This is a genomic window from Deinococcus sp. Leaf326 (genome assembly GCF_001424185.1).
In the GTDB taxonomy this organism is placed as follows: domain Bacteria; phylum Deinococcota; class Deinococci; order Deinococcales; family Deinococcaceae; genus Deinococcus.
The window spans coordinates 19,615-31,322 of sequence record NZ_LMOM01000020.1; the positions used below are offsets into that span (position 1 = coordinate 19,615).

10 protein-coding genes and 1 tRNA gene are annotated in these 11,708 nt (G+C 72.3%); 5 read left to right on the forward strand and 6 right to left on the reverse strand.

The genetic code is table 11. From position 1 onward, the window contains the following. Positions 1-219 precede the first annotated feature (219 nt). The 5 genes from priA to ASF71_RS06940 form a co-directional block, all read right to left on the reverse strand. Positions 220-2,688 (reverse strand): primosomal protein N', encoded by a 2,469-nt coding sequence (gene priA, locus ASF71_RS06920; protein WP_056297144.1) that lies wholly within the window; start codon positions 2,686-2,688, stop codon positions 220-222. Positions 2,689-2,816: 128 nt separating this feature from the next. Then, entirely contained in the window at positions 2,817-3,674 is an 858-nt protein-coding gene (locus ASF71_RS06925) for a 4-(cytidine 5'-diphospho)-2-C-methyl-D-erythritol kinase (RefSeq protein ID WP_056297106.1), read from the reverse strand. Continuing rightward, positions 3,671-4,348, reverse strand: a complete 678-nt coding sequence (gene ispD, locus ASF71_RS06930) for a 2-C-methyl-D-erythritol 4-phosphate cytidylyltransferase (protein WP_056297109.1) — start codon at positions 4,346-4,348, stop codon at positions 3,671-3,673. Before ispD ends, ASF71_RS06925 begins: the two co-directional genes overlap by 4 nt. Beyond that, complete coding sequence (locus ASF71_RS06935; protein WP_056297113.1) at positions 4,345-4,905, reverse strand: UbiX family flavin prenyltransferase; 561 nt, start codon at positions 4,903-4,905, stop codon at positions 4,345-4,347. Before ASF71_RS06935 ends, ispD begins: the two co-directional genes overlap by 4 nt. Positions 4,906-4,915: 10 nt before the next feature. Then, positions 4,916-7,345, reverse strand: a complete 2,430-nt coding sequence (locus ASF71_RS06940) for a glutamine--tRNA ligase/YqeY domain fusion protein (protein ID WP_056297116.1) — start codon at positions 7,343-7,345, stop codon at positions 4,916-4,918. Between the two features lie 49 nt (positions 7,346-7,394). Here ASF71_RS06940 and ASF71_RS06945 point away from each other — a divergent pair, with 49 nt between their 5' ends. From ASF71_RS06945 to ASF71_RS06965, 5 genes are all read left to right on the forward strand, one after another. Continuing rightward, complete coding sequence (locus ASF71_RS06945) at positions 7,395-8,165, forward strand: GNAT family N-acetyltransferase (protein WP_056297121.1); 771 nt, start codon at positions 7,395-7,397, stop codon at positions 8,163-8,165. 36 nt (positions 8,166-8,201) lie between these two features. After that, the gene (locus ASF71_RS06950) at positions 8,202-8,864 is read left to right on the forward strand and encodes a response regulator transcription factor (RefSeq protein WP_056297123.1); all 663 of its coding nucleotides are present in this window, start codon (positions 8,202-8,204) and stop codon (positions 8,862-8,864) included. 6 nt (positions 8,865-8,870) lie between these two features. Beyond that, entirely contained in the window at positions 8,871-10,310 is a 1,440-nt protein-coding gene (locus tag ASF71_RS06955) for a HAMP domain-containing sensor histidine kinase (RefSeq protein WP_235514199.1), read from the forward strand. Continuing rightward, positions 10,297-11,079, forward strand: coding sequence for an NTP transferase domain-containing protein (locus ASF71_RS06960; protein WP_056297128.1), 783 nt, complete (start codon positions 10,297-10,299; stop codon positions 11,077-11,079). Before ASF71_RS06955 ends, ASF71_RS06960 begins: the two co-directional genes overlap by 14 nt. 101 nt (positions 11,080-11,180) lie before the next feature. Beyond that, positions 11,181-11,417: a ferredoxin gene (locus tag ASF71_RS06965; RefSeq protein WP_056297151.1), complete on the forward strand. Its 237-nt coding sequence runs from the start codon at positions 11,181-11,183 to the stop codon at positions 11,415-11,417. A 108-nt stretch (positions 11,418-11,525) separates the two neighbouring features. On the opposite strand, the gene ASF71_RS06970 is transcribed toward ASF71_RS06965, so the two are convergent. Continuing rightward, positions 11,526-11,601: transfer RNA gene (locus tag ASF71_RS06970), tRNA-Gly, on the reverse strand. Positions 11,602-11,708 lie beyond the last annotated feature (107 nt).

Genomic DNA, 11,708 nt, shown 5'->3' on the forward strand with positions numbered 1-11,708 from the left:
CAGGCGACATCGTCCAGCCAGCGCCCATACACCTTGCGCGCCCTCTGCCGGCCCGAACAGTGGCGAGGTCCATCTCACGACTCACCCTGTCCTGATATGCCCCGTACCCACTGAGTTCGGTCATGGTTCCCAGCGGTCCCAGGAGTGTCAGAAAAAGGTCGTCTCCCTGCATTCCCCGTCTTTATCACGGAAATCCGGGAACAGCCGGGTCCGCCCCCGCTACAGGCCCCCGCGCGGATTCACGTCCACCCGCACCCGCGCCTTCCAGCCCCGGCGCCCGAGCACGGCGAGCAGTTCGGCCAGCCGGGCGTCGCTGCGCGCCCGCAGCATCAGGTGGTAGGGATACACGCCGCGCAGCCGCGCCACCGGGCTGGGCGCCGGTCCCAGCACCTCCAGTTCGGTGGCCCCGGCACCGAACAGGGCGTCGGCGATCTCCTGGGCAGCCACCCGGGCTCGCTCGGGCTCGCGGGCCGCGACCTCGATCTGGGCCAAGCGGGCGTGCGGCGGGTAGCCCAGTTCCAGGCGCACGCGCTCCTCGGCCGCCGGGTAGGCCAGGACCCCCTGCCCGCTGGCCAGCACCTTCAGCGCCGGATGATCGGCCTGAAAGGTCTGCACGACGATCATGGGCGCGCGGCTGGGATGCCACTCAGCCAGCTGACGCAGCAGGCGGTGGTAGCGCTCGGAGGCGCGGAAGTCCGAGACGCCCAGCCACGTATCGGCCAGCGTCACCCCGACGAGCGCCAGCTCGGGCGGGCAGGGCTGCGAGAGCAGCAGTTGCGTGCCCACGACCACGCCTGGCGCGCCCGCGTGCAGGGACGAGAGGTCATCCTGGTGGTCGCGGTCAAGGCGGTAGACCGGAAAACCGGGCAGCAGCCGGCTCACCTCGGCGGCGATCCACTCGGTTCCGGGACCGCGCGCCTTCCACATCTGCTCACCGCACTGGTCGCAGCGGTCAGGAACATTTTCGTGGTAGCCGCACTGGTGGCAGGTGAGCTGCCGGGTCTCCTGGTGAAAGCGCAGCGGCACGTCGCAGTTGCGGCACTGCGGGGTGTGCTCGCAGCTCGGGCAGCGCAGCAGCGCGCTGTAGCCGCGCCGGGGGGCCAGGAGCGCCGCCTGCCGCCCGCGTTCCTGGACCTGCCGCAGCAGCCGCGCGAGATCGTGGCTCAGGGGATAGCCCAGGTCGCCGGGCGGCAGCTGCACGCCGCTGAGCGGCCCCAGCTCGGGCTGTTCGGGGGGCGCGGCGTAGTTCACGACATGCACGCGGGCGCGCGGGGGCGGTAGCTCGGCCCCCGGCTTCGGAACGCTCTCGACGGCCGGCACACTGCCCACATAAGCCAGCGCCGCGTCCTGCGCCTGGGCCACGCACGCGGCCACGTCCGGCACGAAGGCGCGTGACCCCGAGAGCAGCTTGTAGGCGTCGCTGCCCTCCTCCAGCACCACGACGAGGGCGAGGTCGGCGACTGGCGCGCTCAGGGCATGGACGGTGCCGACCACCAGCCGCGCCGCGCCCGTGCGGACAAAATCCCAGGTCGCTCCCCGCTGCACGGCAGAGAGATGACCGCCTACCTGGACCGCCAGGGTGCCCGCGTCCTCTGCCAGTCCCGAGAGGCCCGCCCAGGCCCGGCGCAGCGTGGCGTGGTCGGGCGCAAGGACGAGCACCCCCCGTCCCTGCGAGAGCAGCCGCGACACCCGCGGCGCCAGCACCCGGAAACGGGAGGCGGCCCGCCCCCCATGCAGCCGCCACACCGGGGCCTCCGGCAGGCGGTCGGGCAACTCGGCGGCGGCTAGGTCGCCTTCTCCGGGCACGGCGGCCAGGGGCAGTGGGGGCGGAGGGGCGGGCACCTCGACCTGCTCGGCCCAGCCGCGCGCGAGCAGTGCGGCCGCCGCCGAGGCCGGCACGCCCGCGCCCTGGGCCCAGGCCCTGAGGGAATCCTGGGGACCGGACTCGGCCAGCCACACCCAGGCCGGAGGCGGGGACCGCTCGGCCAGGACGTACTCGGCGCCGCCCGCGTTCAGGACTGCCGTCACCACGCTGCCGCTGACGCCCGCGCCGCGCGCCCAGGCATTCAGCGACTCCTGCTCGCCTGCTCCGGCCAGCCAGGCCCAGGCCCCGGCCTGCCGGGGGGTCAGGCTCGGCGGCGCGGGGGTCGCGGCGCGCAGGACCGTCACCATGCGGGCGGCCGTGGGCACGGCCGCCAGTGCGCGCGCCCGCACGACCGTCACCGTACGGGGGCACGGAGAGAAGGCTTCGTCCAGCAGCCCCTGCTCGCGGACGGCGTCGAGCAGCGCGCCCGGATACGCGGCCGCGTCGGCCCAGGCCTCGCCCGGCACCGCGGGGCCGAAAAAGCTCAGGTCGGCTCCGGCCACGGCCCGCACGCGGTGGGTGTACGCCGCCTCCCAGCCCACACCCAGCAGGTCACCCCACACCAGTCCGGCCGGAATGTGGGCGTCACGCGCCCAGGCGCAGACGCCCGCAACCGTCCCCGGCGTGACCCAGGGCGCGACCGGATCGTCGAGCACATGTACGGCGTCGCGCAGGCGGTGGGCCGCGCGGGGGTCGCCCTCGCCCAGCACCAGCCCGACCGTCAGCTCGCCGCGCCAGGGCAGCAGCACCCGGCAGCCGACCGGGACCCCGCCGGTCCAGCCGTGCGGAGCAGCGAAATCCAACGCCGGAATCGGCAGCGGCACAGCCAGTTGCCAGGTGGCCGCGAGCGGCGCGGCCTGCGGCCCTTCCGGCGCGGGGCTGTTCTCGGTCGCCGGAAATACAGTCACTTCCCCAGGCTAACGCCCCCGGCCCGGCAGCGCGGGGAGCCGCCTCACCCTCTGGGGAGACCGGACCGGCTAGAGGTCGCTGCCACCCACCAGCCCGGAAAACGCCGGGTGAGGTGCTGCGCCGCCGCCTGCGCCTGGGCCTCACTGCGGGCCAGCGCGAAACAGGTGCTTCCCGAGCCGCTCATGAGCGGGGAATGCAGCCCGGCCTCGCCCAGGGCGGCGAGTGCCTCGGCGATCTCCGGGTGGCGCCGCACGACCTCCGGTTGCAGGGCATTGAAGTACGGCACCGGCCCGCCGGCGGCCAGAGCTGCGAGAAGGGCCGGCAAGTCCAGCGGCGGCGTGAAGCGCCCAGCCAGCCAGCGGTAGGCGTCGGCGGCGCTGACCTCTACGCCGGGGTTGACCAGCACCAGATGGACCGGCGGCACGTCCACCGGTTGCAACACCTCGCCCACGCCCGAGGCCAGCGCGGCGCCGCCGGGCAGGAAGAAGGGCACGTCGGCCCCGAGACCTAGTGCCAGGGCCGCGAGGTCCACATCCGACGGGTACAGCCGCGCCAGGGCGAGCAACGTGGTCGCCGCGTCGCTGCTGCCCCCCCCGAGGCCCGAGGCGAGCGGCAGACGTTTGTGCAGTGTGATCGCCGCGCCCTCCCCCACCCCAGCCGCGTCCAGATACGCCCGCGCCGCGCGGTACACGAGGTTGCGGCCGTCGATGGGCAGCGCGGCTCCCTCGACCCGCAGGCTCAGCGCAGGTGCAGGCACGATGTCCAGCATGTCGCCCACTGTGAGAGGGACCATCAGGGTGTGCAACTCGTGGTAGCCGTCCGGGCGGCGCCCGACCACGCTCAGGCCGAGGTTGATCTTGGCGGGGGCAAAGTGGGTGTGGCCGTGGGAGCGACTGGTCATCCGGCGTCCCACACGGCCGCCAGGGCCGTCGCCAGCGCGAGGTCGCCGGGAGCCGTCACCTTAAACAGCCGCGCGTCGCCGGGCACCAGCGCCACCGGTTCCCCCAAGCGCGCGACCAGTCCGGCGTCGTCGGTGGCGACATAGCCGTCGTCCTGCGCCCGTGCGTGGGCTTCCCGCAACACCCCGTGCCGGAAGCCCTGCGGGGTCTGCACCGCCCACAGCCCTTCCCGGGGGGTCGGCTCGCCCCAGCGCTGGCCCGCGCCCGCCTGGTCCGGACCGGCCCGCACCAGCGTGTCGGCCACCGGCAGGGCCGCCGTCGCCGCGCCGAGGTCCTGTGCCGCCGAGAGCACCGCACGCACGACCTCGGCGGGCAGAAAGGGCCGCGCCGCGTCGTGCACGAGCACCACCTCGGCCTGGGTGGCCTCCAGCAGCAGGCGCACGCTGTTCTGGCGCGTCGGCCCCCCGACGACGACGCGGGCCGGGACGCCGGGCGGCAGGGTCCACCCCGCCGGCAGCGCCACGACCACCTCGTCCACGTGGGGAGCCAGCGCGGCCACGCTGCGGGCCAGCAGACTCGCGCCCGCGACCTCAACAAAAGCTTTTGGCCCCAGCCCCAGGCGCGTGCCCGACCCGGCGGCGGGAATGAGGGCGGCCACCCTGGGGGCCGGCGTCATTCTCCGTCCTTCCAGCGGCGGAAGCCCGGCACGTCCAGCCCGAACTGGTCCAGGGCGCGGGCCGTCACGAAGTGGAGCAGCTCAGCCACGCTGTCGGGCGCGTGATAGAAGCCCGGCGAGGCGGTCATGACGGTCGCGCCCGCATCATGGGCTGCCAGCAGGTTGAGGAGCATGGGCCGGGGCAGGGGGTCCTCACGCACGAGCAGCGCCAGCCGCCGCCGCTCCTTGAGGGTGACGTGCGCGGCGCGCGACAGCAGGTTGTCGGCGAAGCCGTGCGCGATTTTGGCCAGTGTGCCCGCGCTGCACGGCACGACGAGCATGCCGTCGGTGCGGTACGACCCGCTGGCGACGCTGGCTGCGAGGTCGCGGTCGTCGTGGGTGTGGGTCGCCAGCGCCGTGAGGTCGGCGAGCTGCGGGCCGCCCTCGGCGCTCATGACCCGCTTGGCCCCACTCGAGACGATGAGGTGGGTCTCGACCTCCAGCGCCCGCAGCGCCTCCAGAATGCTGTGGGCGTAGGGAATTCCGCTGCCCCCACTGACCCCCACCACCAGCCTCATGCGGCCTCCCTCATGCGCTCAGGGCCGCCGTGAGGGCCGCCGCGACCGCCTGCGGGTCGGCCTTGCCGCCGGTGGCGCGCATGACCTGCCCGGTAAAAAAGCCCATCAGGGCCACGCGGCCCCCCCGGTAGGCGGCCACCTTGTCGGGGTTGGCGTTCAGGACCTCCTGCACGGCACTGGTCAGCGCGTCCTCGCCCAGCCCCCCGGCCAGGTTCTCGCGCTCGACGATGACTCCGGGCGCCTCGCCCGACATCGCGGCGCGGGCCAGCACGTCGCGCGCCACGCGGTTGGTTACGCTGCCCGAGGCAAGCAGGGCGGCCAGCGGTGCGAGGTCGGCCGCCGCCACCCTCACCTCGCCCGCGCGCAGGCCCGGCGCGAGGTCGTTCACGGTCCACGAGGCGATCTGGGCGAAGGTCGCGTCCGGCGCCGCCTCCCGCACGAAGGCCAGCAGCACTTCGTCGCGGGCGATGGTGCGGGCGTCGGCGTCGGCGGCCCCCAGTGCGGCCAGACGCGCCACTTCGGCGTCCTGCTCGGGCGTCAGGGCGGGTACGGCCGTGGCCGGGGCGTCCTTCCTGGGGGCGGGTTTCGCGTCCCGTTTCGGACCGGCCTTCTGGGGCGCTTCCGGCTTCTGGGCGCCCCAGGTGTCCTTCAGCGTGATGATGCGCCCGAAGACGAGGGCGTCCTCGCGGCTCTCCTTGGGATCGCGCCAGAAGTAGCCCTGACGCTCGAACTGGTAGCGGGTCTCGGCCGGGTCATTCGCCACGCTCGCCTCGACGAAGCCGCGCGTCACGCGCAGGCTGCCGGGGTTCAGGAAGCGCAGGAACCCCGCGTCCACCGGGGCCGCCTCGCTCTCGTGGCCGATGCCCTCGGGGTCGAAGTCGGGAGCCACGAAGTCGGAGGCCGGGTCCTCGGGATTCTCGCCTTCGGGGTTCGCCACCCGGAACAGGCGGTCGTACAGACGGAACTCGGCGGGAAGGGCGCGGGCCGCGTCGACCCAATGGATCACGCCGCCCGCCCGGGCCTCCTCACCCAGGAGCGTGGCGTACACGCGGGTCACGTTGCCCTCCGCGTCGGTGTCGAAGCGCTCGGCACGGATGATCCCGGCTCCACGCAGGCGCACTGTGCCGCCGGGCGTCAGGCGCTTGTACCCCTTGGGCGGGTCGGCGCTGAAGTCCCCCTGCTCGATATACAGCTCGGCACCGAAAGGCACGTCCCGCACCGCCGCCTCGGGGGCCACCCGCCCACCGCCGGGCAGGCCCACCAGGCCGTCGGGCGAGTCGCGCACCACGTCATGCGGCCAGTAGGGCAGCGAGAGCGTGGCTGCCTCCGCACCCAACAGGGTCACGGGCAGGGGGTCCAGCACCGCCATCACGCGCGGCGCCCGCCAGTTCAGGTCGTCGCGCACGGCGTTCTCGTAGACGACGAGGTCCACCGTGCGGTTCGTGCGGCTCACGCCGATCTGGGCCGCGAAGGCCCGCACCGCTTCCGGCGACACGCCCAGGCGCTGCTGGGCGCGCAGGGTGGGCATCCGGGGATCGTCCCAGCCCTCGACGTGCCCGCCCTCGATCAGGGCGCGCAGTTTGCGCTTGCTGGTGATCGTGTATTCCAGGCCGCGCCGCCCGAACTCGTACTGGTGGGGGCGCGGGTCGAAGGCCAGACGCTCCATCAGCCAGTCGTAGATCGCGCGGTTGTCCACGAACTCCAGGCTGCACATGGAGTGGGTCACGCCCTCGAGGGCGTCTTGCAGTGGGTGCTGAAAGTCGTACATCGGGTAGATGCACCACGCGTCGCCCTGGCGGTAGTGGTGCGCGCGCAGGATGCGGTACAGCACCGGGTCGCGCAGCTTCATGTTCGGGCTGGCGAGGTCGATCCTGGCGCGCAGCACGTGGGCACCTTCCTCGAACTCGCCGGCCTTCATCCGGCGCAGCAGGTCCAGGCTCTCTTCCGGCGTGCGGTCCCGGTAGGGGCTGGGCGTACCGGGCGTGCGGGCGTCGCCGCGCAGCCGCGCCATCTCGGCCCCGCTCACGCTGTCCACGTAGGCGTCGCCCTGGCGCACCAGTTGCTCGGCGTAGGCGTAGTACCGCCCGAAATTGTCCGAGGCGTAGTACAGGTGCTCTCCCCAGTCCCAGCCCAGCCACTTCAGGTCGGCCAGGATGCCCAGCGCGTACTCCACGCTCTCGCCCGCCGGATTGGTGTCGTCCAGGCGCAGGTGGTAGCGCCCGCCGTACTGCAGGGCCGTCTGGAAGTCCAGAAAGCTGGCGAAGGTGTGTCCCAGGTGCAGGTAGCCGTTGGGCTCCGGCGGAAACCGGGTCACGACCTGCGGATACTTGCCACTGTGCAGGTCGCGCTCGATGATCTCGGTGATGAAGTTGGGCGCGACCCTCGGCCCGGAGCCAGGAGCCGGATTCGCGGCGGCAGAGGGAAATTCGGGGGCGGTCATCCCCCCCAGGATAACGGTGTGGACCGCGCCTGACCGCTACGGTGTCTCCATGAACCTCCCCTACTCCACCTCGGCCGACCCGTCCGTGCGGGTCCGCCGCGTCACCGACCCGCACGACCCTGCTCTGGCCGCCTTCGGCAGGATTCAGGAGGCGAGCTACTACGCGCCCGACATGCTCATTCCGCCCGAGGCTTTCGGCTCACTGCTGCGGGGGGCGTCCAGGGACCGCGAGGACCGCATCCTGGTGGCTGAGACGCCCCGGGGTGAGGTGCTGGGAGGAACCGTCTACAGCCTGCTGCCCGGCACGGGCCCCGGGGGAGCGGTGTTCAACTCGTTTCTGGGCGTCTCGCCCGCCGCGCAGGGCCGGGGCGTGGGCCGGACGGTGTGGCGGCAGGCTCTGGAGGATGTCCGGGCAGCCGGGCTGGCGGGGATGTTCGCCGACAGCGTCTACGGCGAGCGCCAGACCGCAGAGGAGCGCGCCGCAGAGGCGCGGACCGGCACCGACCCCGTCACCCGCCGCCGCGCCCTGCATGCCCTGGGCCTGCGCACGGTGGACGTGCCCTACTGGCAGCCTGTCGGCGGCCCGGACGGCGGCCCCCTGAAGGACCTCGATCTGCTGTACCAACCCGCCGCCCACGACGTGGCCGGCGGCGAGACGGTCGCGCTCGACCTCGTGACTGCCGCGCTGCGCAGCTACTGGCGCGGCTGGCTGGGGCAGGACCGCGCCGAGCGTGAAGCCCGTGCGCTGGCCGAGCGCGCCGGGCACGTCACTAAGCTGCCCTTACGGCCCGCCACCGAGACAGCCTCGTACTGGCTTTAACCTCCACCTGACCGGCCACCCCTACACTGGGCGGCGATGAGGCTGCTGCTGGTCGAGGACGACCCCCGGATCGCCGAGCCCACGCTGGGCGCGTTGCGCGAGGCGGGCTATGCGCCGACCTGGGCCCAGACCGGCCCAGCGGGGTTGGAGGCCGCCAGGACCGGCGACTTCGGTCTGCTGGTCCTGGACGTGATGCTCCCGGGTCTGGACGGCTTCTCGCTGGCCCGCGACCTGCGCGCTGCCGGGCAGGACACGCCCATTCTCTTTCTCACGGCGCGCGGCGACCTCGCCGACCGGGTCGAGGGGCTGGACCTGGGCGGCGACGCCTACCTCGTCAAGCCCTTCGCGGTGCCCGAACTGCTCGCCACGCTGCGTGCCCTGACCCGGCGCGAACGTGGCCAGGGCACGCCGCAGCTCGCCTTCGCCGGGGGACGGGGGCGGCTGGACACGGTGGCGCGCACCGCCTTCTGGGACGGTCTGGAGGTCGCCGTCACGGGCCGCGAGTACAGCCTCCTCGAAACTCTGGCCCTCAGTCCCGAGCACTGGTTCACGCGTGAGGACCTGCTCGACCGGGTGTGGGGCCCGGAATTCGGCGGCGAGGCCCGCATCGTGGACGTGTACGTGCGCTACCTGCGCCGCAAGCTCGCCCCCGAGGCGGTCTCCAGCGAGCGTGGGCGCGGCTACCGGGTGGAAGGCTGAGGCCCGGTGCAGCGCCTCCGCCTGTTCTCCCCTCTCCGGCGGCCTCTGACCCTGCGGGCCCGACTGGCGCTGTGGGCCGCGCTGGCAACCGGGCTGGCGACAGTGCTCGTGGCGGCGGGGCTGTTCTTCGCGGTGGACCGCTACCTCCTGACCTCGCAGCAGGGGAGCCTCCTGAGCGCCGTGAGTGCCCTGCAGGACCGGGTCGAGCGGGTGGCCGCGCAGGCCGCGCAGCCCTTCGGCATCGGCGTACTGGTGCTGGACGGAAGCGACCTCGCGTCCCTCACCGCCGAGGACGACCAGACACGCAGCCTGCAACTGCGGCTCGTGACCCCGCAGGGCGGCCGGCTTCAGGCCGTCAGCACGCCCGGCTTCCCGCGCGGCATCCCGCTGAACCTCCCGGCCGGACTGTACTGGCGCGGCGACCAGCTTCTCAGCGTGCGGCCTCTGCGACAGGGAACGGCCCTCCTGGTGGTCGCCTCCGATGCCCGCGCCCTGTCGCAGGCGCGGCGGGCCTTCGTGCGGGCGCTGGCCTGGCTGCTGCCGGCGGCCCTGCTGCTCTCGCTGCTCGTCGGCTGGGCGGTCGCCGGGCGGCTGCTGCGCCCCGTGCGGACCCTGGAACGCGCGGCCCGCGAGATTGGTGACGGAGGCGACCTGCGCCGCGCCCTGCCCGGCAGCGGCGAGGGCGACGAACTCGCCCGCCTGGCCCTGACCCTGGAGCAGAGCTACGGCCGTCTGGCCGACGCCCGCGAACGCGAACAGGGTTTCCTGCGCGCCGCGGCCCACGACCTGCGCAGTCCCCTGGCCGCCGTGCAGGCCAGGGTCGAGGGCACCCTGAGCCGCGAACGCGACCCCGAGCGCTACCGCCACGACCTGCGTGAGGTCGGGCGGGACCTCGGGCGGCTCTCGGCCCTCACCAACCACCTGCTGCTGCTGTCGCGCGACGCCTCGGCTCTCGGCCAGTCGCCCGTGCCGCTGCGCGACCTCGCCGCCGAGGCTGTGGACCGCGCCCGCGAGCTGGCCCCCGAAGCCGACATTGACCTCGCTGCGCCCACACCGGTCGGAGTCATGGGCGACCGGGTACTGCTCGGTCAGGCCATCTGGAACCTCACCGTGAACGCGATCCGTCACGCTCCCGGCGCCACCGTGACGGTCACGGTGGCGTCTCTGGAGAGGGGCGGCACGCAGGTCACGGTGCAGGACGACGGCCCCGGAGTTCCGGCCGAGGAACTCGCGCGGCTGGGCGAGGCGTTCTACCGGCCCGATACCAGCCGTCACGGCGAGGGCTCAGGGCTGGGGCTGGCCCTGGCCCGGCGGGCAGCGGCACTTCACGGCGGAGAACTCATTCTGCACAGTGCTCCCGGTCAGGGCTTTACGGCGGTCCTGCGCCTGCCAGTGCCGGTCCTGCCGAGTCACTCTGCTACCCTGAGCGGCAATGAACCAAGCTGAAGCAGGCGCCTGGAGCGCGGTGGTGCTGGGCGGCGGTGATCCGGGCGACGCCTTTGCGGCCGCGCACGGTGTGTCGGTCAAGCCCCTCATTGATCTTGCCGGCTCCGCGATGGCCACCTACGTCCTGCGCGCCCTGCGGGAGAGTGGGCGGGTCCGGCGAGTCCTGTACGTCGGGCCCACCACACCCGAGATTGAGGCGCTTACCGACGGCCGCGTCACCGATCACGGCACCCTGCTCAGCAATCTCGAAGCCGGCGTTGAGGCGCTGCGCTCGACCGGCCTCCCCCCTGGCGAGCGGGTGCTGGTCGTCACCGCCGATATCCCGATGCTGAGTGCCCAGGCTGTCCGCGACGTACTGGAAGCCGCCTCTACCGATGCCGCCCTGATCTATCCCGTCGTGAGGCGGGAGATCTGTGAAGCCCAGTATCCGGGCGTCAAACGCACCTACGCCCGTCTGCGCGACGGCACCTTCACGGGGGGCAATCTTTTCCTACTTGACCCCGCCCTCATCGGTCAGTTCCTGCCGCGCCTGCGGGCCATTCTGGCCGCCCGTAAAGCTCCCCTACGCTTGGCCGGCATCGTCGGCCCCGGCGTGTTGCTGGGTCTGTTGACTGGCCGCCTGACCGTCGAGGCGCTGGAGAAGCGGGTCAGCGACCTGTTGGGCGTGCGGGCCTGCGCGCTTGTCACGCCTCACGCGTCTGTCGGCACCGATGTGGACAAGGAGGCCGACCTGGATCTGGCGCGGCGCCACCTGGTTCGGCAATCCTGAGCTGAAAGCTCGGTTTTTATTGTCCAGGCGCAGAAAAAAATGGGACGGCAACCCAATGTTTGCCCTTGTCAGCACTGGATCACCTGTGCATACTGTTCTTCATGCCTCATGTCATCACGAGCCCCTGCGTCAGCGTCAAGGATCAGGCCTGCACCGAAGTCTGCCCTGTCGAGTGCATCTACGACGCTGGCGACCAGTTCCTCATCCACCCCGACGAATGTATTGACTGCGGCGCCTGCGTCCCCGCCTGCCCTGTGAGCGCCATCTTCCCTGAAGAGGACGTCCCCGGCGGCGAACAGGAATTCATCGTCAAGAACCGCGTCTTCTTCGGTCTCTGAAAATTCCCGCTCATTGCAGGCGCTCTGTCCAGGGCGCCTTTTTTACTCCTCAACACTTCTTGCCTGCACATCAAAAAAGCCCCCACCTCGGTGGAGGTGGAGGGATTGTGGAGCGGGAGACGAGATTCGAACTCGCGACATCTACCTTGGCAAGGTAGTGCTCTACCAGCTGAGCTACTCCCGCAATAAAAAAAACCCCCGCGCTGACCGACTTTTCCGGGCTGCTGCCAGCCGAGTATCATTGGCGCTGCTGTGTTTCACGACCCAGTTCGGCATGGAGTGGGGTGGGTC

Excerpts from the sequence above, each read along its gene's own strand:
- ASF71_RS06925 (WP_056297106.1), bottom strand. The coding sequence starts at position 3,674 with ATGACCAGTCGCTCCCACGGCCACACCCACTTTGCCCCCGCCAAGATC.
- ispD (WP_056297109.1), bottom strand. The coding sequence starts at position 4,348 with ATGACGCCGGCCCCCAGGGTGGCCGCCCTCATTCCCGCCGCCGGGTCG.
- ASF71_RS06935 (WP_056297113.1), bottom strand. The coding sequence starts at position 4,905 with ATGAGGCTGGTGGTGGGGGTCAGTGGGGGCAGCGGAATTCCCTACGCC.
- ASF71_RS06940 (WP_056297116.1), bottom strand. The coding sequence starts at position 7,345 with ATGACCGCCCCCGAATTTCCCTCTGCCGCCGCGAATCCGGCTCCTGGC.
- ASF71_RS06945 (WP_056297121.1), top strand. The coding sequence starts at position 7,395 with ATGAACCTCCCCTACTCCACCTCGGCCGACCCGTCCGTGCGGGTCCGC.
- ASF71_RS06950 (WP_056297123.1), top strand. The coding sequence starts at position 8,202 with ATGAGGCTGCTGCTGGTCGAGGACGACCCCCGGATCGCCGAGCCCACG.
- ASF71_RS06960 (WP_056297128.1), top strand. The coding sequence starts at position 10,297 with ATGAACCAAGCTGAAGCAGGCGCCTGGAGCGCGGTGGTGCTGGGCGGC.
- ASF71_RS06965 (WP_056297151.1), top strand. The coding sequence starts at position 11,181 with ATGCCTCATGTCATCACGAGCCCCTGCGTCAGCGTCAAGGATCAGGCC.